This window comes from Saccharicrinis aurantiacus (assembly GCF_947489045.1).
Classification (GTDB): Bacteria; Bacteroidota; Bacteroidia; order Bacteroidales; family Marinilabiliaceae; genus Saccharicrinis; species Saccharicrinis aurantiacus.
Map to the genome: position 1 here is coordinate 26,315 of NZ_CANLCN010000009.1, position 22,484 is coordinate 48,798.

General features: G+C 35.9%; 16 protein-coding genes. 13 read left to right on the forward strand and 3 right to left on the reverse strand.

Features of this window, described 5'->3' with window-relative positions:
- The 3 genes from QMO11_RS11770 to QMO11_RS11780 form a co-directional block, all read right to left on the reverse strand.
- Positions 1–1,599, reverse strand: a complete 1,599-nt coding sequence (locus QMO11_RS11770; RefSeq protein ID WP_282037474.1) for a L,D-transpeptidase family protein — start codon at positions 1,597–1,599, stop codon at positions 1–3.
- A gap of 132 nt (positions 1,600–1,731) precedes the next feature.
- Positions 1,732–2,940 carry an L-serine ammonia-lyase gene (locus tag QMO11_RS11775; RefSeq protein WP_282037475.1) on the reverse strand — a complete coding sequence of 403 codons (1,209 nt, stop codon included), beginning with the start codon at positions 2,938–2,940 and terminating at the stop codon, positions 1,732–1,734.
- A gap of 423 nt (positions 2,941–3,363) precedes the next feature.
- Positions 3,364–4,134 (reverse strand): arsenate-mycothiol transferase ArsC, encoded by a 771-nt coding sequence (locus tag QMO11_RS11780; RefSeq protein WP_282037476.1) that lies wholly within the window; start codon positions 4,132–4,134, stop codon positions 3,364–3,366.
- Between the two features lie 156 nt (positions 4,135–4,290).
- On the opposite strand from QMO11_RS11780, the gene QMO11_RS11785 reads away from it, so the two are divergent.
- The 13 genes from QMO11_RS11785 (at position 4,291) to QMO11_RS11845 (ending at position 22,226) form a co-directional block, all read left to right on the forward strand.
- Complete coding sequence (locus tag QMO11_RS11785) at positions 4,291–5,562, forward strand: MFS transporter (protein ID WP_282037477.1); 1,272 nt, start codon at positions 4,291–4,293, stop codon at positions 5,560–5,562.
- A gap of 64 nt (positions 5,563–5,626) precedes the next feature.
- Complete coding sequence (locus QMO11_RS11790) at positions 5,627–6,376, forward strand: hypothetical protein (RefSeq protein ID WP_282037478.1); 750 nt, start codon at positions 5,627–5,629, stop codon at positions 6,374–6,376.
- A gap of 367 nt (positions 6,377–6,743) precedes the next feature.
- Entirely contained in the window at positions 6,744–7,820 is a 1,077-nt protein-coding gene (locus QMO11_RS11795; protein ID WP_282037479.1) for a lysylphosphatidylglycerol synthase transmembrane domain-containing protein, read from the forward strand.
- A gap of 117 nt (positions 7,821–7,937) precedes the next feature.
- On the forward strand, positions 7,938–8,738 hold the full coding sequence (gene modA, locus QMO11_RS11800; protein ID WP_282037480.1) for a molybdate ABC transporter substrate-binding protein: 801 nt from the start codon (positions 7,938–7,940) through the stop codon (positions 8,736–8,738).
- 60 nt (positions 8,739–8,798) lie between these two features.
- Positions 8,799–11,885, forward strand: a complete 3,087-nt coding sequence (locus tag QMO11_RS11805) for a PAS domain-containing hybrid sensor histidine kinase/response regulator (RefSeq protein WP_282037481.1) — start codon at positions 8,799–8,801, stop codon at positions 11,883–11,885.
- 181 nt (positions 11,886–12,066) lie between these two features.
- A complete protein-coding gene (thiS, locus tag QMO11_RS11810) occupies positions 12,067–12,267 on the forward strand; it encodes a sulfur carrier protein ThiS (RefSeq protein ID WP_282037482.1) in 201 nt (66 codons plus the stop codon).
- A 78-nt stretch (positions 12,268–12,345) separates the two neighbouring features.
- The gene (gene thiC, locus QMO11_RS11815; RefSeq protein WP_075602681.1) at positions 12,346–14,100 is read left to right on the forward strand and encodes a phosphomethylpyrimidine synthase ThiC; all 1,755 of its coding nucleotides are present in this window, start codon (positions 12,346–12,348) and stop codon (positions 14,098–14,100) included.
- Positions 14,101–14,103: 3 nt separating this feature from the next.
- A complete protein-coding gene (locus QMO11_RS11820; RefSeq protein ID WP_282037483.1) occupies positions 14,104–14,832 on the forward strand; it encodes a hydroxymethylpyrimidine/phosphomethylpyrimidine kinase in 729 nt (242 codons plus the stop codon).
- Between the two features lie 25 nt (positions 14,833–14,857).
- Positions 14,858–15,631: a thiazole synthase gene (gene thiG / locus QMO11_RS11825; protein ID WP_282037484.1), complete on the forward strand. Its 774-nt coding sequence runs from the start codon at positions 14,858–14,860 to the stop codon at positions 15,629–15,631.
- A gap of 314 nt (positions 15,632–15,945) precedes the next feature.
- The gene (gene thiH, locus QMO11_RS11830) at positions 15,946–17,058 is read left to right on the forward strand and encodes a 2-iminoacetate synthase ThiH (protein WP_282037485.1); all 1,113 of its coding nucleotides are present in this window, start codon (positions 15,946–15,948) and stop codon (positions 17,056–17,058) included.
- Between the two features lie 63 nt (positions 17,059–17,121).
- Positions 17,122–17,823: a HesA/MoeB/ThiF family protein gene (locus QMO11_RS11835; RefSeq protein ID WP_282037486.1), complete on the forward strand. Its 702-nt coding sequence runs from the start codon at positions 17,122–17,124 to the stop codon at positions 17,821–17,823.
- Between the two features lie 654 nt (positions 17,824–18,477).
- On the forward strand, positions 18,478–19,914 hold the full coding sequence (locus QMO11_RS11840; RefSeq protein WP_282037487.1) for an immunoglobulin domain-containing protein: 1,437 nt from the start codon (positions 18,478–18,480) through the stop codon (positions 19,912–19,914).
- Between the two features lie 98 nt (positions 19,915–20,012).
- Positions 20,013–22,226, forward strand: coding sequence for a peptidase U32 family protein (locus tag QMO11_RS11845; RefSeq protein WP_282037488.1), 2,214 nt, complete (start codon positions 20,013–20,015; stop codon positions 22,224–22,226).
- Positions 22,227–22,484: the final 258 nt, after the last annotated feature.

The following is a 22,484-nucleotide window of genomic DNA, read 5'->3' on the forward strand; positions in this document are numbered from 1 at the left end:
TTAAAAATCTAAATTAAGATCCCGGATTATCTTATAATCTTTACCATAAATATCCTTGTAATACTTTAGTTGGTTATCACTTTCATCATACCAGCAAGTAAAATAAACTAGATTAAGCATCAATCTATTTTTAAGATGTACCTTTACAGGGAATCCTTTTTTGTAGTAATAACTATGTGGTACAGTCTGTCCATCAATATCAAATAAAAGCTCTTCTGCCATTTGTTTGGCATTTTGCACTCTTACACATCCATGGCTAAAAGCGCGAATATCTTTGCTAAATAGTCTTTTGCTTGGTGTATCGTGTAAATAAACCGAATAGTTATTGTGAAACATGAATTTAACAGCCCCTAAAGCATTGTTAGCATCTGTTCGTTGAAATATGGTGAATGGGAAGTTTGTGCTATTATACTGATTAAAGTCTACACTATCTGCCACAACTTCTTTACCTCCTTGCGAGATAAACATATTATGCTTTTGCAGATATAAGCTATCCTTTTTTAATCGAGGCAGCATGCTCTTGGATGCAATAGAGTACGGGACGGTCCAACACGGATTAAATACGATATAAGATAATCTGGATCTCAAAATAGGAGTCTGGTTATCGTATTTTCCAACCACAACACGTCTGGTCGAGAATAAACTGTCCGCCCTATAGATATCTAATTGCATTGAGGGGATGTTTACCACAACGCCATCATTTAATTGCTGAGCAGGTATCCACCTGAGCTTTTCCTGATTAGCCAATAATATTTCAATATGTTTTTGTTTATCCCAATTGAGGTAATAGTAGGTGTTTTTACCAATAATGCCATCTGCCGTTAAACCATGTTTTTTCTGAAATAAAACAACAGCATCGTGTAGTTCAGCATCAAAGGCCATAAGGTGCTTACTCGTATCTATATTTAATAAGCGTTGTTTTATGGGTAAAACATAACGGTTAGAATCTCCCTGACGGAGGGTAAATTTAGGATCAATAATTTGGATGGTTTCCCCTTCCGGTTGATTCAATAAATCCTTTAGTTCTGCGTATATGTGATGATACAATTTATGCTTGGGCGAAAAAAATAGATTCAGTTCCGTAGCCTTGTTATTAACAACTAAATCAACCCATGTTGAATCAGAATAACTCTCGGGTTTATTGAAATTCCAGGATTTATAATATGCTTCGGCATTTAGTTTTCCGTAGCGGATATCTCTTCCTAAACTTTGAACGGCTGTGGTTAAGCTATAATCGAAAGAAGCACGATTGGCTATAAAATTGCTATCGCTTAGTTCAAGTTTGTTCCAAATATTGTGTAAGGAATCTAATTGATACTTTTGCACATTAAGCCCATGATAACAAGCTTCTGAAATCCATTTTAAAGCATGCTCAACTGAGGAGTCGTTTTTCCATATGAGTTTATTGTTGCTAAAGTTATACAACTGAGTAAGGCTACTATCTTTGCTTAGCTGAAGCGTTGAATCAATAAAATGGTTGATTCCTTCTTTAGGAAAAGTGGGTGCTTTGATTTGTGGTGTCACCTGTACCATTTCCTTCTTTGATTTACAAGAAAGGACAATCAGTACTAGTGTTATATAGAATAGTGTTTTTTTCATTTAACTGTGATGAATCTATAATACTCAGATTATGTCATAAAGTTCTATGAAAAGACTATTTAATTGATGATTCAAGCAATTTATTTGATTGCAGAAATACAATTATGAAACTGTATTTCTGCAATGTTATTTTTATTTGCGTAGTACAAAGCTATCAAGAGTAGCCAATCCTCCTAACGAAGTTTCTTTATAAGTGTTTGGTAAGGCTTTCCCTGTTTTCATCATGGTTTCGGTAACCTCATCAAAACTAATGCGATGGCGGCCATCACTCATTAAGGCAAAGGCATTATGATTTAAGGCTCGAGCTGCTGCAAAAACATTGCGCTCAATACATGGTATCTGAACCAATCCTAAAATTGGGTCACAGGTTAAGCCCAAGTGGTGTTCTAATCCCATTTCTGCCGAATATTCAACCTGATAAATAGTTCCTCCGTGTAGTTGAGTTGATGCACCTGAAGCCATTGCACAAGCAACACCAACCTCTCCCTGACAACCCACTTCAGCACCTGAGATAGAGGCATTGGTTTTTACCACATTGCCTATTAGACCAGCAGTGGCTAGTGCGTGTAAAATATCTTCTTTACTGTATTTGTATATTTTTTTATGATGGTATAAAATTGCAGGTAAAACACCACATGCTCCGCAAGTTGGGGCTGTAACTACAATGCCACCTCCCGCATTTTCTTCAGAAACAGCTAATGCATAGGCGTATAACATAGCACGTTTTTTAATTGGGCCCGAATATGTCTTCGCCTTTAGCATATACTTTTTGGCCTTACGCTCTAGGTCAAGACCTCCGGGCAAAACACCACCTGTTTTAATGCCTTGTTTGATGGCATTTTTCATTACACTCCAAACTTCAGCTAAGAAATCCCAAATCTCAGGTCCCTCAGAATACTCTACGTATTCCCATAGCTCTTTCTTATTATCTTCGCACCATTGCAAAATATCATCCATGGTACTTAGTTCATAAACTTTTGGAGTTGATGTTTCATTCGAATCATCAATAATAGTCCCCCCGCCTACGCTATAGGCAACCCAATTTTCAAGTACATTCTGTTCATCATCATAGGCTATAATGCGCATAGCATTAGGATGCTTGGGTAAAAACTCTTCAGGTTTCCATATCAATTCCATGTTTTTATCCTTAAAAACACGCTCAATGGTTACACCTGTTAGGTGACCTTTACCTGTGGCTGCCAAACTACCATATAGGGTAATTTCATATTTAGCTGCATTGGGATGACGCTCTAGAAAAGCATTCGAGGCGTTGTGTGGCCCCATTGTGTGACTGCTTGATGGGCCCAAGCCAATTTTATATAATTCCTTTAAGGATTCCATTCTGTGTTCGTATTAATGCGGGGCAAAAATAAGAGCTTCCTTTTGCTTAGATTATGACTTTTATCGCTTTTACTCACGGTTTGAGTGACTTATGTGAGAATTGTGTTAGAATTTTGTAAGAGAATAATCCTTAACGATGCTAAAAATAAAAGTTGCAGGAGATGAAGATGTAGGGGGATGGTGTAAATCAATGTACTTGCCTAAAGATTTAGTCGAGTTATGTTTATGGTTGGCTCGTATTAAACACAAGTTAAACTTAGACCAAACTCAGATCAAACTCACGTTAACGTGAGTTTGATCTGAGTTTAATCTGTAATAGATATGGCTTAAATTCGAGCCAATACCAAAGCCTTTACCTAGAAAAGGTGCAAAGCGTATAAAAATGGACTAAGGTTTAGCCCATTTTAGCCAACTTTTTTGTGACTAGCTTTTTACTTGAGAAAAGGCATAAAACATTTCTGTCGCAATTTGTTGACATCTCTCATCGTAACGAGATTCTTCGGCTGGTGTATTGTCAGCTTCTTTAGGATCAACGTAAGTTACCGCAATTCTGTCGTCGGCGCCAAGTACCACTGGGCAAGATTCATCAGCATGTGAGCAAGTCATAACCGCAATGAAATTAGTACTTGGGTTCATTTTATCGTCGTATTTTTTGCTGAAAGCCTTAATAGGATTTGCAGTTTTAGCATAGCTGGCTAAATACAATGGGTTTGTATTTTCGTCAGTCTGCTCAATATGCATTCCAGCTTTACGCATTGCTTTAATAGCTCTTGGGTTAAATGCTGTTGCCTCTGTACCTCCTGAGTAACAATTCACATTTTCGATTCCATAATAAGCTGCTGCAGTTTGTGCCCATAATTGACTCATATGGCTTCGGCGTGAATTATGTGTGCAAATAAAAGTAAGGTTAGCAGCTTCAGGGTTTTCAGCTATTTTAGCAGCTAACTGCTTTAAAGTTTCTTTTCGCTCTTCGCTAATTTTATCAAAATCAGCTACAATAGTGTTGATATAACTTTCAATTTCAGGGTAAAAGGCCACTTTGTCAGATGAGCAACAAGTATCTTTTTCTTTTTTACAACAAGCGGTTTCTTCCTTTTTACAGCATTTGTCACTCGCTTTTTTATTACTTGATGAGTTGCATGAGGCTAATAAGCTGATGCATATAACTGCATATGCAATAACTAGAGTTTTCATATTATTTATGTTTTTCATTGAAGCAGCGAAAATAGAAAAGTATTTCAACACAGTATATTAATTAAAAGTTAAGCTTTATTAATTCGGTAAGATATTACCGAATTGTACATTGTGTTTTATGTATATCTTTGAGTGCTTGAAATAAAGAAACTTAAGATGAAGAACAATAAATCTACCTTTTTCTACGGAATTGTCATAGTGATTATGGGTACGCTCGGTATTTGGGCAAGTATACCAGGCCAAACCATGGGAGTGAGCACTTTTACCGATCCCGTTAAGGATGCACTTGGCTTAACTCGAAATCAGTTTAGTTGGGCCTATACAATAGGAACTATCTTGAGTTCATTTTTACTAGGGTATGCTGGTAAATGGTTCGATAAGTATGGTGCACGAAGGGTAGCTTTTGGTGCTGCCATGGGTTTGTCAGTAGCTTTATTTTTAAGTTCTAAATCGGCGGTAATAAGTAATAGCTTGCAAGGAAGCGAGGCCACTTGGATAGTGCCATTTGCGGTTATTTTATTTTGTTTCTTTTTACTCCGATTTACAGGCCAAGGAATTCTAACTATGGCTTCGCGTAACATGATTATGCTTTGGTTTGATCAGTATAGAGGAAGAGTTAATGCCATAAGTGCAGTGGCTGTTTCTTTGGGATTTTCTATTTCTCCCTTGTGGATTAATATGCTAATTGAACATGGAGGGTGGCAGCAAGCGTGGTCTAATATGAGTATATTGCTTTTTATTATGGCCATTTTAATTGCGATTTTCTACAGAGATTCACCGGAATCAATGGGTTTAAAACCCGATGGGAATTGGCTCAAGAAGAACAATACTAATGCAGCAAACAAGCTTACTGTTGATTTTACAAAAAGGGAAGCGCTTAAAACACGTGCATTTTGGGTGTATAGTTTAATGTTATCATTTAATGGGTATTTCATAACGGGTTTAACTTTTCATATTGTTTCTATTTTTAAAAGTGCAGGCTTAACAAAAGTTGAAGCACTCTCTATTTTCGTTCCCATATCAATACTTTCTGTTGTTACATCAATCATTTTTAATGCCCTGAGTGATGTAATTAAATTGAAGAAACTATTGTTTTTAATGATCATTGCCGGAATTGTTACCTCAGTTGGCGTTGGTATTTTAAATACCTCACTAGGATATTATATGTTAGTATTGGGAGCTGGATTAATGGGTGGTGTGTTCGCTGTACTTACTGCAGTTACTTGGCCACGTTTTTATGGACGTAAGCATTTAGGTGCTATTTCTGGCGTGTATATGCAAATGATTGTTTTTTCAAGTGCACTTGGGCCCTTATTATTTAGTTATTCATTTAAACTATTTAATACCTATTCAGTGATAGCATTATTAGGTTTGGTTGCTTTAGGTGTTCTGCTGTTTGCAGCGCGTAAAGCAGATAATCCACAATAGTTAAATGGCTTAATCATTAATTCTTATTTTTGTTCATCAACCTATAATCACTCAATTCTGATTTATGAAAGTACAGCTTAATAGAAATCAGGGCAAACTAATAGCTCAACTAATTGACAATTGGCACACGCATAATTTAATTGATGAAAAAACTAAAGGACAACTCAGTGATACGCTAGAGGTAAAATCGTTTAATTGGAAAAAGTTAGCTGGATATTCCTTTTTAATATCCATTATTTGCATAGTTATTTCAATTAGCTCCGTTTTTGCCGATAGTTTTCTACTTAAATTCATTGAGCAATTATTTAAAGCATCAGATTTAGCGTTTAGTATTTTTTTTGCGTTTGCTGCACTTGGCTTTTATGCTTGGGCATATAAGGTACGACTAAAAAATCCACATAAGATTTTTAGCAATGAGTTTGTAATTATGTTAGCGGTTTTATCAACTGCAACTGCAATTACATTTTTAGGAAATGCATTAGATAATGGTAGTGGTCATTTTTCAATTCTATTTTTACTAGGCACCATTATATACGGAATAATCGGAGTTAGTTTTCCTTCCAATCTTGTTTGGATTTTTTCTCTATTATCTCTAGGAGCTTGGTTTGGCACAGAAACAGGATACGTCTCAGAATGGGGCGCTTACTATTTGGGTATGAATTATCCTTTAAGGTTTGTGATTTTTGGTTTAGTCTTAGCATCGTTAAGTTATCTGTTCAACTATTCCAAATTGTTAAAGCCTTTAAAAAAAGACACTTATACAATCGGCTTATCTTACTTTTTTATATCCTTATGGATCTTATCCATCTTTTGAAATACGCCTGATATAGAAAGTTGGCATCAGATAAAACAAATTGAATTGTTATCGTGGGCTGTAATATTTGGTATTTCAAGTATTGCGGCCATTCTAATTGGTTTAAAAAATGGCGATGTTTTAACTCGGAGCTTCGGAATAACTTTTTTATTGATTAATTTATATACACGTTATTTTGAATATTTCTGGGATCTCACCCATAAATCAATCTTTTTCATCATACTTGCCTTATCTTTCTGGGTAATTGGTAGAAATGCTGAAAGAATATGGAATGTAAATCTAATTGATAAAATGATTAGAAATCAATCATAAGTTTATATCAGTATTATTTCATAGATTTATAAACCAAAGTGCGATCTAGTAATTCATGGAAGATAAAGACAATTCAGCAAAAATAATTCGTAGCATACGACCTTCAAGAGTCATTTGGCCCATCTTAATAGGTCTTTGTATTTCTGCTTACATGCTTTATCAAGAGTATGAACCAGGTAGTTTAAGCGCCATTAAGGTTACCAGTAGTACATTCCTATGGGTTTTTATCTCTATTTTATTGATGGTAGTTCGCGATTTTGGATATATCATTCGTATCCGACTTTTATCAGGAGGTCTTTTAAATTGGCGTAAATCATTTCAAATTATAATGCTTTGGGAGTTTACTTCCGCAATCACACCATCCGCCATTGGTGGGACTAGTGTTGCTATATTCTTTTTGAACAAAGCTGGGATTAAGTTGGGCAGGAGTACAGGTATTGTTATGGTGACTTCTTTTTTAGATGAGTTGTTTTTTGTGCTGGCTTTTCCAATGGTTATATTATTTATTGGGCGAAGTGATATTTTTGCCTTTGGCGCTTCGGAAGTCAGTAACATAGTATGGTACAAAAATCAGTTTCTACTATTCTCATTAACGGGCTATGGTTTAAAGGTACTCTATACTTTATTTATTGCTTACGGATTATTCTTAAATCCGCGAGGACTAAAGTCATTTTTGCTTTGGGTTTTTAAGCTTCCAATTATTCGTAAGTGGCGCCCTGAAGCCAATAATGTTGGCAATGAGTTAATTCTTACGTCTTCAGAGTTTAAAAAATGGCCATTAAAAGAATGGTTAAAAGCGTTTATCGCCACCTCAATAAGTTGGGTGTCGCGTTACTGGATTGTAAATACACTCATTATTGCTGTTTTCGGTATAAAGTACCTCGATTTATCCAACCATATTCTTGTATTTGGTAAGCAACTCATTATGTGGATAATGATGTTGGTTAGCCCTACGCCAGGAGGTAGCGGTTTTGCCGAGTATGTATTTAAAGAATTCTTACAGGGTTATATTCCTGACGGAACAGGAACTGCAATGGCTTTTCTATGGCGTATTATAAGTTATTACCCATATTTACTAATTGGAGCTATCATTGTTCCCCCATGGGTACGTAAATACCTACTTAAAGGGTAATTGTATTTGATTAATGGTAGGTTTATAATGATAAAATCTGTGTTCTTCTGCTCATTTCTGTCGTAACTTGCATCTGATTATGTAGTTAATTCAACTGCAATAGTAAAATGTGAGCTTGTGAAATATATAACCTACATAGTTGTCGTACTTTTGTTTACAATTTATTGTAAAAGAATTAGCAAAGAGCAATCGGTGTCTGATGAACCGGAGGAGTTATTGATCTATTGCGAAAATTCAATGGTACACCCCTTGTTGGAACTAAAAGATGAGTTTGAAGATATTTGGAACTGCAAAATAATTATTCATAATGACTGTTCTCAAAACCTGATTAGTTTAATTCAATATTCCCTTAAAGGTGATTTATATATTCCAGGCTCTCAGAATGGTTTTGCGGCTCTAAAAGAAAAGCATAATATTTTAATTACCGACTCTGTATTTATTGGCTATAATCCTATTGTTTTAATGGTGGAGAGGCATAATCCTAATCAATATAGTGGCAATTTAAAGTCTTTAATAGCTAATAATAAAGCTATAATTATCGCAAATCCTGAAACAAGCTCATTGGGTTACGAAACACAAAAAATTCTGAATAACGAGGACGTTTATAATAACCTTTTAGATAATGTAGTTTCCTTATCAGTTGATTCAAGAGGGCTTATTAAAAGTGTTTATGATAAACAAGCACAAGTGGCTATTAGCTGGAGAAGCGATATTTATAGCAATATTTATGCATCCGAACTAGATGTAATAGCAATACCTATGAGTGACGAATCGCCGCCGGAGGTATATGTAGGTCTTTTGTCATCCGTTAAGAATATTCATCTTGCAGAAGTTTTCCTCGATTATATTGCTGGAGAAAGGGCTACATTAATATTTAAAAAATACGGTGTCACCCAACAGAAGTCAATCGTTTTTTAATGCTTAATTAGTTTAATTTTATTATTATTGACCTAGCTAAAGCCTTATAAAAAACAAACTGTGATAGATCCATTTAAAGCTAAAAAAAATAAGAAAATTTTCGGGGAACCTATTATTTTAAAGCTATATATGCTTTTAGGTATCTTCTTGCTTACAATTATCACTATTATTGTTGTTGAGTCATATTTTGATAAAACATATATTGATACCTACAGAAACGTAATTCAGAACCAAAAGCAAAAAGAACAAATTGAACGTGTTTTAAATAAGAACATTTTGTTGTTAAATCTTCATTTTAAAGATTTCTCAAGTATAACTCACCCACAAAAGTTAACCAATACACAAAATTCCATCGATAAGCTTATTCAAGAGTGTTATAATATTATAGATGTGCTTGATGAAGGCGGAATACTAATAACAGAAATACCGGTTAATCTTCAAGAACAGGAGAATATTATCATCGTATTTAAACATGATGAGGATGAGTTTTTAGGCACCATATCTGAGATTAGAGAATTGTTGCCTAAACTTCGCGATATCAAACTTCTCTCAAATAAAATTGGAGCCCTCATAGAACCTAATCTTATTGAGCTTACAATGGAAATTGATGAGTACCATCAAACGGTTGAGTTCTATGTAAAGCAATCAGAAAGTTTGTTTCAACGTATTGGGGAAATAGAAAATAAGATATCCTACGATATTAGTAAAAATGTATTGGAACTAAGTAATACCTTTAATGAAATAGAGAAAAGGTATACAAAAATAAAGTACCTGAGTTTGTTTATATTTTCACTAGCAGCGATACTCTTAACCTACTTGCTTATTGTTCAAATTAAAAAAGTAATCATAAACAGAAAGAAAGCTGAAGAAAGTAATAATAAGTTACTGCAAGCAGTGGAACAAAGTCCTATAAGTATCATGATAACTGATACTAAAGGGAATGTTGAGTATGTGAATAAGGGTTTTGAAGAGATAACAGGATATCTTAAAGATGAAGTATATTCAGGTAAAATTGATTTTATTTCAAACGGTTCTGATGTAATGCCTCCTCATGTGTGGCAAACTATCCAAGAAGGAAATATTTGGGTTGGAGAGATTAATAATAAGCGTAAGGATGGGGCTTCGTATTGGGAGAAAGTATTGATTTCTCCAGTAATGAATCAACTCAATACAATCTCAAGTTTTATTGCCATAAAAGAAGATATTACTGAAAAAAGAAACCTTACGGAATCGCTAGAGGAATCGATAGATTCAATGAAAACAATTATCGATAATTTACCTGTAGGGATATTAATTGTTAATAAGGATAGGTCTATTATTCAAGCTAATGATACAGCTGCCTCAATAATGGGGTATAGTAATCAAGAGGAAGTTATTGAAGGTATGAAAGACTCCAACTATTCTGAAGTCTTTATTACCCAAAAAGAAGAACTGGTTTCTAATCCATCTACGCATGTAGTAATTTCGGTTTTAGAAGAAACCATTCATGTAAAAGAGAATAATGTTTCTAGATCAATTCTTAAGAATATTATTCCGATAAAGCTGAATAACGATGAGGTTTACCTTGAGGCATTTATGGATATAAGTGCACAAAAGGAGGTACAACAAAAAGAGGCAGAAGCCAACAAAGCAAAATCAGAATTCTTGGCTAATATGAGTCACGAAATTCGTACTCCAATGAATGGCATGATTGGAGCAACCGAATTACTTGCTGTTACGCCTCTTACTGGCGAACAAAGTAATATTATTAATATCATTAGTCGCTCGTGTGAGAATCTTCTGAATATTATTAATGATATCTTAGATTTCTCGAAAATAGAAGCTGGTAAAATGAATATCGAGCCATTTCCGTTTAATATTCGTTCTACAATTGACTATTTGATCGATCAAATTTCCTTTAAAACCAATGAAAAAGGTATTGAGTTAATTAGTTCTGTTGAGCAAACCATTCCAAATATTTTAATTGGTGATGAGAGCCGCATTATACAAGTCCTTATTAATTTATTAAGCAATTCAGTTAAATTTACTGCCGGAGGAGAAGTGGTTCTTAAGGTTGAAATGCAACAACAAATTGAATCAGAAGTGACCTTACACTTCTCAGTTGAAGATTCGGGTATTGGAATTCCAAAGGAGAAACTCGAAAAGATATTTGAATCGTTTACTCAAGCCGATGGCTCAACTACTCGTAAGTTCGGAGGAACAGGACTAGGAACAAGTATTTCAAAGATGCTTATTGAATTAATGGGTGGTCAGATTTGGGCAGAGAGTCCAAATCCTAATTTTGCTTTGAGTTCAGAAAATCCAGGATCTATATTTCACTTTACATTGCCATTCGCGATCGAAAAGAATCAGGCTGGCGAAGAGCAGTATCTCAATAGATTTAATAACATTAATGCCTTGGTTGTTGATAATCATAAAACCAATGTGTTGTTGTTGGTTAAAGCATTAAATAATTGGGGATTATCATCCGATATTTGTAGTGATGAAGAATCTGCTCTTGAAACCATAAAGACCAATAATTATGATTTGGTACTTATTGATGCGCATGTATTTAGTAACGATGGGGATGCATTTTTAAGTAGTCTGAATGCAAATTACCCTAAGTTAAAAATTATAATATTTAGTTCTGATAATAATTGGAAATCAAATTGGGAAGAGAAGAAGATAGATAAGCTTATCAAGAAACCATTGAAGCACACTATACTATTCAACTCAATTGATGATTTGTTTAGAAAGGAAGAAAGCACTGAACCGATTGAGAAAGTTTCATTTGAAGAGAGAGTAAAAGGTAAAAAAGTATTGTTAGTTGAGGATAACTTGATCAATCAAAAAATTGCTCAAAAGATGCTATCAAAGCTAGAATTGAGAATTTCAATTGCCAATAATGGTAAAGAGGGTGTAGATATGGTTTGCGATGGAGATAATGACTACGACCTTTTGCTCATGGATATTCAAATGCCAATAATGAATGGACTTGATGCCACAAAAGAGTTGCGTAAAAGAGGAGTGAAGACTCCAATAATTGCAATGACAGCCAACGCCATGAAAGGAGACCGGGAAATTTGTATTAATGCAGGAATGGATGATTACATAGGTAAACCTGTAAAAATGGATTTGCTTTCTAGCTTGCTCGACAAATGGTTATAAAACATACCAAGCAGTAGTTTTTACACTATATTATTTTCTATATTTGTCATCGATTTTAACGGGGTGCCTTAATAAAACGGGCTGAGATTATACCCATAGAACCTGCGCAGGTAATGCTGCGAAGGGATTATGACTTACTCAGATATTTTTTGCGGGTACCATATATTTTAAATAAAGTATTATGGTAATTTTTATTAACGATGAAAAGAATAATGTTTCTGATGGAGCATTACTTTCGGATGTTATCACTACGCTCAATCTCCAGACTAAAGGATTGGCTATTGCTGTAAATAACGCAATTGTGCAGCAACAAAATTGGCAATCAACTCCTCTTAAAGAGAACGATGAAGTTCTGATTATTTCTGCCACTAAAGGTGGATAATTCAATAGTCCTCCACTACAGACTTCTGACTAAGAACTAACCACTATTAAAGAAAATAACGTACCTACAAACAAAATAATGGATACTAAAGAAATTTTAAAGGTAACTACCGGTTCCTTTCCAAAATCAAAAAAGATATTTGTACCAGGAAAAATTCATAATATTCTTGTACCAATGCGTGAAATCCGTTTGTCATCTACTAAAGATGCAGATGGTAACAGAACGTCAAATACACCAATAACAGTATATGATACTACAGGTCCTTATACTGATCAAAATTATCAGATAGACCTTAACAAAGGCCTTCCGAAAATTAAGGAAGAGTGGATTTTAGGACGAGGAGATGTTGATGTATTGGAAGAAAAAACATCAGAATACGGTAAAGCTCGCCTTGAAGATAAAGAATTGGATAACATCCGCTTTGAGCACCATCGTACCAAGCCTTTTAGAGCAAAAGAAGGCAAAGTTGTTACGCAATATTACTACGCCAAGCAAGGGATTATTACCCCAGAAATGGAGTATGTGGCTATCCGTGAAAATCAAAAGTGTGAAGAGTATTACAAAGCCAATGGTATTGAGCCTCACACTGATTTTATTACACCTGAATTTGTACGTGATGAAATAGCTGCAGGTAGAGCAATTCTTCCGGGTAACATCAATCACCCCGAAGCAGAGCCAATGATTATTGGTAAGAACTTCTTGGTGAAAATTAACGCCAACATTGGTAACTCACCAACTACATCAAGCATTGGCGAGGAAGTTGAAAAGGCAGTTTGGGCTTTCCGTTGGGGTGCTGATACCATTATGGATTTGAGTACTGGACAAAATATTCACGAAACACGTGAGTGGATTATCCGTAATTCTCCCGTACCAATGGGAACTGTACCTTTATACCAAGCACTTGAAAAAGTAAATGGGGTTGCAGAAGATTTATCTTGGGAAATTTACAAGGATACTCTAATTGAGCAATGTGAGCAAGGAGTTGACTACTTTACCATCCATGCAGGGATATTGAAAGACCTAGTTGGTACTTCTCTTGAAAGAACAACAGGCATCGTTTCACGCGGTGGATCTATAATGGCTAAATGGTGTACTGCTCACGAAAAAGAGAACTTTACTTATACACATTTCGAAGAGATTTGTGAGATATTAAATAAATACGATGTGGCCGTTTCTTTAGGAGATGCCATGCGCCCTGGAAGTATACACGATGCCAATGATAGAGCACAATTCGGTGAACTTAAGGTATTAGGTGAATTAACCAAAGTAGCTTGGAAACATCATGTACAAGTAATTATTGAAGGACCGGGTCACGTGCCAATGCACCTGATTAAAAAGAATATGGAAGAGCAACAGCGTCTTTGTCACGATGCACCATTTTATACATTAGGGCCTTTAGTTACTGATATTGCTCCGGGTTACGATCATATTACTTCGGCCATTGGAGGAAGTATGATTGCTTGGTATGGTACATCAATGCTTTGTTACGTAACGCCAAAAGAGCACTTAGGCTTGCCCAATAAAGAAGATGTCCGCACAGGTGTTGTAACTTATAAATTAGCTGCTCATGCTGCCGATTTAGCCAAAGGATTTATTGGTTCTGAGATTCGTGATAATGCCATGAGTAAGGCGCGTTTCGAGTTCCGTTGGCACGATCAGTTTGCTTTGGCCTTAGATCCTGAGAAAGCGATCTGTGATCATGATGAAACCTTACCAGATGAGGAGCAAAAGCAATCGCATTATTGCTCAATGTGTGGTGAGCATTTCTGTTCGATGAAAGCAAATTACGAGGTGCGTGAAAAAATGAAAGCGAAAGCTGAAAGTAATTCATAAGCATTGAAAAAAAATAACATAACATATGTACTAAGTATTGCTGGACACGATCCATCGGCTGGAGCCGGATTAACAAGTGATATTAAAACTTTTGAACAGTGCGGAGTTTATGGATTGTCAGTGGTTTCGGCCATCACAATTCAGAATGATGCAAGCTTTAAGGCGGTCACTTGGGTGGATGTTGATCAGATTAAAGCACAGATAAATGTACTATTTGATGCTTACAATATTGAGTGTGTAAAAATTGGTTTGATAGAGAATATTGATGTTTTGAATGAAATAGTTAGACTGATCAAAAAACATAATAGGGATGCCAAAATTATTTGGGATCCCATATTAAAAAGTAGTTCAGGATTCCCCTTTCATCAAATACAAAAGCAAGATATTCAATCACTCTTAAATCAATTGTATTTAATCACACCCAATCAGCCCGAGTTTGATGCCATTGGCTTATTAAGTAATGACGAGTATGCTTGTAGCTACCTGTTAAAAGGCGGGCATCATCAAAACCCTGGGACTGATGTTTTGTATAGCGAAGGCTCTGAATTTGTTTTTAAAGGGGAGTCGTTCGTCGGGGCAAGTAAGCACGGTACAGGCTGTGTATTATCTGCGGCAATTGCTGCAAATGTTGCACTAGGTAATTCCTTAGAAATAGCCTGTAAGAAAGGGAAAAGTTATGTTGAAAAATTCATTTTAAGTACTGATATAAATATTGGTTGGCACAAGCATTAGGTTAGGCCTTATAAAAAATATTACGATGGATAAACTTACAATAGCAGACAAAACATTTACATCGCGCCTTTTTACAGGCTCGGGTAAATTTGCATCAAATCAAACCATGCAAGATACTATTACAGCTTCAGGGTCGGAGCTGGTAACAGTGGCTTTAAAGCGAGTAGATGTTAAAACTGGAGTAGATGATATGCTGCAGCATTTAAATATTCCGGGTGTGCATTTATTGCCAAATACCAGTGGTGTACGCAATGCTAAGGAAGCCGTTTTTGCAGCACAATTAGCACGCGAGGCTTTGGGAACCAACTGGCTTAAACTTGAGATTCATCCCGATCCAAAATATTTATTGCCTGATGGTGAAGAAACACTAAAGGCCTGTGCCGAGTTATCGAAACTTGGTTTTGTGGTGTTGCCTTATATTCATGCCGATCCGGTTTTATGTAAAAAACTTGAAGATGTAGGAGCGGCAGCCGTAATGCCATTAGGTTCGCCAATAGGGAGTAACCAAGGCATTAAAACAAGGGAGTTCATCCAAATAATTGTGGAACAAAGTAATGTGCCCGTAATTGTTGATGCGGGTATTGGTGTGCCTTCGCATGCTGCCGAAGCTATGGAGCTTGGCGCTGATGCGGTTTTAGTTAACACTGCTATTGCTGTTGCAGATGACCCAATTCAGATGGGACGTGCTTTTAAAATGGCCGTTGAAGCCGGACGAATGGCTCGCCTTTCAGGGCCAGGAGCAGTGCGTGTTAAGGCAGAGGCCAGCAGTCCGCTTACTAGCTTTTTAAATGAAATGTAAGCTTCAATATGAACAGCTATTTCATACAATATTGCGTCATCGCGATGAAAGAAGCGATCTCAAGGCGAGATGTAAAATAGGGCGCCTTGGTTTAGTGGCCTCTATTTATGAGGATTTTGTTTTAAGTAGAGTTATAGTAAGACCGGGAAGTTGAGAGCTTCGCTCGAAAATCACCCGGCCGCACTTGAACTCGAATTAAATAAGAAAGTCGCATAAATAGCAGCCTTGATGTTTTTTCCTTAGTTTTTGTCATCAAGAACAAAAAGTAAGTCGGGTTTGGGGAGAAACCCCAATAATTATTCAAAACCAAAAAGATGTCGTTTAAACAAGTACATCAACAATATAACTGGGACGAAGTACAAAACTCTATCCTACAAAAAACCTCAAGCGATGTGGAGCGAGCTTTACAAAGCGCAACGCCTACGCTGGAGGATTTTAAGGCGCTTATATCGCCTGCTGCCGAACCATATTTAGAACAGATGGCTCAAAAAAGTCATCAGCTCACGCTGAAGCGTTTTGGTAAAACCATGCAAATGTATATTCCGCTATACCTCTCAAACGAGTGTGCCAACGGATGTATTTACTGTGGATTTAACTGTAAAAATAAGATTAACCGGGTTACCCTTAGTAAAGAGGAGATTTTGCAAGAGGCCGCCATTATTAAAGAGATGGGCTTTGAGCATGTTCTTTTGGTAACAGGAGAACATCCGAAGGCCTGTGGTATTGATTATATTAGCGAGGTGGTTGATTTATTGCGCGATTCTTTTGCCAATATTTCGGTTGAAATTGCGCCTATGGATGTGCCCGATTACGAGAGGATGCAGCAAAAAGGCCTGAATACCGTTTATATTTATCAAGAGACCTATAATAAAACACGCTATCCTATTTATCATCCTAAAGGGAAAAAATCTGATTTTAATTATCGATTAGAAACACCTGATAGATTGGGAGAAGCAGAGATTCATAGAATTGGGGTAGGATGTTTGCTTGGACTAGAAGATTGGCGTACCGATACCTTTTTCACTGCGCTACATTTAAATTATCTAGAGCAAAAATATTGGAAAACTAAGTACAGCATTTCGTTTCCACGATTGCGCCCACATGCCGGAAGCTTTGAGCCCAATAGTATTGTTAACGATAAACAGTTGGTGCAACTCATTTGTGCCTATCGTATATTTAATCAGGAATTAGAGATTTCGTTAAGTACGCGCGAGAATCCGGTTTTCAGAAACAATATGGTTAAACTGGGCGTTACTAGCATGAGTGCTGGCAGTAAAACTGAGCCAGGAGGTTATGCCAATCCTGATAAAGAACTGAAACAATTTGAAGTATCAGATTCACGCTCATCAGCGGAGGTGTCTCAAATGATTATCGCTCAGGGTTACGAAGCTGTTTGGAAAGATTGGGATGCTTGTTTTACTGTTTAGTTCATCATTAACAATATACACCTGTCTGCCAACAGGCAGGATTTACCATTAACAATTACCGCCATGCTTACAGATCAACAAAAAGAACGCTATAACAGACAAATATTACTGCCTAATTTTGGCGAAGCTGCTCAAGAAAAGCTTTTAAAAGCAAAAGTATTGGTGGTAGGAGCCGGAGGATTAGGCTGTCCCGTTTTGCAATATATTGTGGGTGCAGGCATAGGAAATGTTGGTATTATTGATGCTGATGTGGTGAGCTTATCTAACCTGCAACGCCAAATTTTATATACTGAAGCCGAGATTGGACAATATAAAGCCGAATTGGCTGCGAAAAAAATGGCTGCGTTAAATAGCGATGTAAGCTTTGAGGTATATACCGAGTTTTTGAGCGAGGAAAATGCGAAAGCCATTATTGCTAAGTATGATATGGTGGTTGGTGCCACCGATAATTTTAAATCGCGTTACCTTATAGATAAGTATACCAAGGAACTCGGACTACCTTTTGTTCATGGCTCCATTGGTGAGTACGAAGGTCAGTATACCGTTTTTAATTACAAAGGTAGTATGGCCTACGCCGATTTGTTTCCAAACAGTAATGCCGATGGCGGAAAAGTACTAGGCGTAATGGGGGCTTTACCCGGTGTAATTGGCAGTTATATGGGCTGGGAAGTCATAAAAATTGCTTCTGAAGTAGGCGAGGTAGCAGCTAACAAATTGTTTATTTATAATGGCTTAAATAATAAGATACATCAGTTAAAGTATTGATGATGTTTCAGTAACTGAACTTACCTTTTATTGTAAGGTAGTGTTTGGGATGGTATTATATAGTTCTATATATGGGCCAAATTCTTGCCAGAAGTCATATATAGTACTGTTTATTGCCCTAATTTCAGGCAGAAGCCAATATATAGAATTATGTATGGGCTAAATTCTTGCCCCATGGCCTATACAGTACTATGTATAGGTCAAATTCTTGCCATAAGCGTTTTTATAGTTTTATGTAGCCTTCCCTTTTGCGCCGCTTACAAAATATAGTACTATGTAAGCCGCAAAATGAGATGGGTATTTTAAACTAGTTGTGTAATAACAACTCTTTTAATACGAAACATTAATCTATAACGATGGTGATTGTTATATTTTTCATCACACCATTAATAGAAAGAACTAAAGGATGGGGTGAGCTCTAAGCCTTTATGCCAAATACCTTTTATTTGTTGTGTTCCCATTTGAAATTAAAACACTTGTCTTGAAGTAAATATATTTATCTCGAAAATTACACCAATTTTATTAATCATTGTATTTGCTATTCCTACTGATTAATAATAAGTTTACTAGTAGCTAACGATATATTACATCATATTTTAAATTGATGAGTAATCCCTTATTGATCATTTATGTTAATGCTTAAACCCCTACATCATGAAAAAGATTCAATTAATTCTATCGCTATCTCTCCTTATTCAATTAGGCATTGCTCAAGATGCACATTATTGGACCGAGCAGTTTGGTACAAAATCTATGTTACTTAGTAACTCTGTAGTAGGAGTGGTTGAAGATTTAGGAGCAGTTTATTATAACCCGGCACGTTTAGCTCTTATTGATAATGCCGCTTTTGTAATTAGTGGTAAAGTATATGAACTGAATAAACTCAATGTTGCCAATGCAACCGGAGATAATGCAGGGGCATCGCAAAATAGTAGCGATTTTGGAGGAGCGCCAAGTTTGGTTGCCGGTACATTTTCTATCAAAGGATGGGATAACCATAATTTTGCATATGCTTTTTTAACGCGTAGGCGTATGAATATGAACTTAAATGGGATGTCTGATGCCTACGGAAGTTTAATTGACCCCTTGCCTGGCGATGAATATTTTAGTGGAGAGCTAGGTATTAGTAAACAGTTTACCGAAGAGTGGATAGGAGGAACTTGGTCTTATAGTAAAAATAAAAGGTATAGTGTTGGCGTAACAGGTTTTGTAACCATACGTAATCAGGAATCTAAGAGCACATCTCAACTTCAGGCCTACAATAATGAAGATGTTGCTACTTATTATAACCGTAAAAGCTACAGCTTTAGTAATTATGGATTGTTGTTTAAAATTGCAGGTGCAGCAAAGTATGAGAAACTTGATATAGGCATTACTTTTACAACGCCCACCATGGGCTTGTCAGGAAGTGGAAGTTTTAGATACGAGCAATACTTTTCAGCGATTCCTGGGAGTGATGAAATTTACGTTCGAAATCTTCAGAAAGGTGTTCAAAGTACTTTTAAAACCCCTATGTCTGTAGCTGTTGGTTTCGGTTATAAGTTATTTGGTGGTACACTTATGGCAAGTGCCGAATATTATACGAGCATAGACCAATATAATTTAATGCAAGGCACTGAGTTTATTGGACAAAGTAACAATTTGAGCTATACGCCTGTATTGTACGATCACTTAGAATCTGTTACTAATTTCGGGATAGGTTATAATTTTGTGTTCAGCGAACGCGTTAATGGCTATATAAGTTACTCAACCGATTATTCAGCATCCACCGAGGAAAATCAGAACCTGGATGATAATAGTATGTACCTTAAGGCTTCAACGTTTACTTCAGATATTAACCATTTTGGTGGTGGTATAGTACTTAATTTAAAGAAAGCAGATATAACCTTAGGGGCTACTTTAGCTACATCGAGCTACAAGATGGAGCGTCCAATCGACTTTCCGGATGGAAATGGTGGTTCAATAGTAGATCCTGATGAATATTCTAAAGTTAATTGGAATAGGTGGCGTTTTATTGTGGGTATTTCTGTTCCTTTTGTTAACGATATTGCCAAAAAATGGGAAAATAAATTAACCGGAGAGGATAAATAATTGGCTTATCCTTACGTATTTTCTTCTTCTGTAGCTTATGAGTTAAGGTTAATACTAACTAATGTTGTTTCTTTGCACGGAATTAATACGATAAGTGCGTGAGAAATGTTGAGTTGTTAGCCCCAGGTGGCGATAAAGATGCCATAAAAGCAGCAATACTTGCTGGTGCCGATGCTGTTTATTGTGGACTAGATAAGTTTAATGCCCGCAATAGAGCAGCCAATATTTCTATTGATGATTTACATGGTATCCTTAGAGTAGCGCATCAAAATAATTGTCAAGTCTTTATCACTCTTAATATATTATTGCTCGATGGGGAATTACCTTCATTGTTTATCCTATTAAACAAGCTATACCGCATGCCAATTGATGGATTAATTATTCAAGACATTGGTTTGGCTTATATCTTAAATAAATACTTCCCAAATTTTGATATTCATGCATCAACACAATTAACCACACATAACGAGGGACAAATCAGTTTTCTGAAAAACTTAAAAGTAAGTAGGGTTAATTTATCCCGTGAGTTAAGTTTACCCGAAATAAAAGAGATGTGCGAAAGTGCACACTCGCAGAACATTTTAACTGAAATATTTGTACATGGTTCTCAATGCATTTCTTTTTCGGGTGCATGTTATTTTAGTTCTGTTTATGGCGGAAACTCAGGTAACAGAGGAAAGTGTAGTCAGCCCTGTCGGAGTAAATACCAATTAAATAGTAATGCGCAATCTTATATATTTAATTTAAAAGACAATGCAGCTATTCATCATATAGATGCGTTGATAGATGCTGGTGCCGATTCGTTAAAAATTGAAGGCCGTATTAAAAAAGCCGATTATGTTTATACTGTTGTAGATACCTACAGGAAACGTATGGCACATAAAATAAGCTCACAAAATGGTGAGGAGAATTTGTACAAGGTTTTTAATAGAGATTTTACCACAGGCTTTTTATCAGGTAAAATGGGGGAGCAAATGTTTATTAGTAATCCGCGAGATTATTCAATTAAGCATTTACATAAAGGACTTCATGATGCTACTAAAAGTGAGGTAGAACAAGCCGAGCTTAGGTTTTACAATAATAAGGATGCGGCAAAAAATAAAATTGCAAAAGAGATTAGTAGTCTCTCTTTTGATAAATTACCCATTAGCATAAAACTACTAGGGAAGGTAGGGGAGTATTTGCAGTTTGTTTGTAAAACATCTAACGGTTTATTTCAGTTTAAGAGTGCGTCTTTATTATTGAAAGAGGGTAAGGAAGTTGTATCAGAACAGCTTCTTCGTGGGCGCTTAAAAGGTATTGAAGAAACAGAATACAAGCTTACTGAAATTGATGATACGGAGTTAGAGAATGGGGTATATATTCCTTTTAAAGAAATAAATGCCTTTAAAAAGTTTTTACTGAATAGGCTTACAAACAATGCGGCTACACTTCCTAACATAGAACTTCCTAAGCTTGAGAAGCATCAAGCTATAAAAGAAAATAAAACACTATCGGTTTTAATTAATGATATCAGCAATTTTGTTCCTATCCCGGGAGTAGTGTATTATTTCGATATGCCAAGTGCCATGAAAAGTGGGCTAAAGAATTTATGCGATGTATTTATAAAGTATGATCAACTAATCCCATATTTCCCATCCATTTTAATTGGAGAAGATTTTACGGCAGCCAAAGAATTCTTATCAGTGGTAAAACCCAATGTGCTTGTAACAAATAACTCAGGTGTTGCAAGTATAGCAATGGAGCAGCGTATTGATTGGATAGCCGGACCTTATTTTAACTTAAGTAATTCTTTTAGCTTAAAGGCACTTAGCGAAATGAATGGCTGTAAAGGCGCATTCTTATCTAATGAAATGAATCGACAGCAATTACGAAAAGTCCGTAAGCCTGATGGTTTTCAGCTATCATTCAGTATTTATCACCCCATATTGCTTATGACTAGCCGTCAGTGTTTAATACATGAGGCCAGTGCTTGCCGTTTAACCGAAATGAACGAACAGTGCTTACCAACGTGCAATAGAAAAGCAAGGGTAAAGAACGAGAAAAAGGAGCTTATTCTTATTATCAAATCTAAAGGGCATCATCATCGTGTTTTTTCTGATATACGTTATTTAAATTTTGATGTGCTCAAAGATTGTAATGATTTATTCGATAATTATATGATTGATCTAACTCAACTCGAACCTAATGAAAATATGCAGTCCATTATCGAAAGTTTTAAAGGCTTAGTTACTGATGGATTAATGGAGGATCAGTTGTTAGCTGCATATTCTAGAAATACTACAGACCATCAATATAGGGTTGGTTTGTAGGATTACAATAATATGAATTGATAAATTATATTTATATTATTGTTAAGTAATCTGTTGTTCGTTTTTTTTAGGGGGTATTTTATATTTAAGAAGCTATTATTTTGTGTAAGTAGTGTAATTAAGGGGGTGTAATTAAAATAGATGTTTTTTTAGTATTTTCAATTTGATTTAAATAGTTATATTTGACGAGCTATTTTTTTTATAATAAGCTTATATAGCCTTATGCTTGTAAACAGAAAACATAATCATACCGCAAGC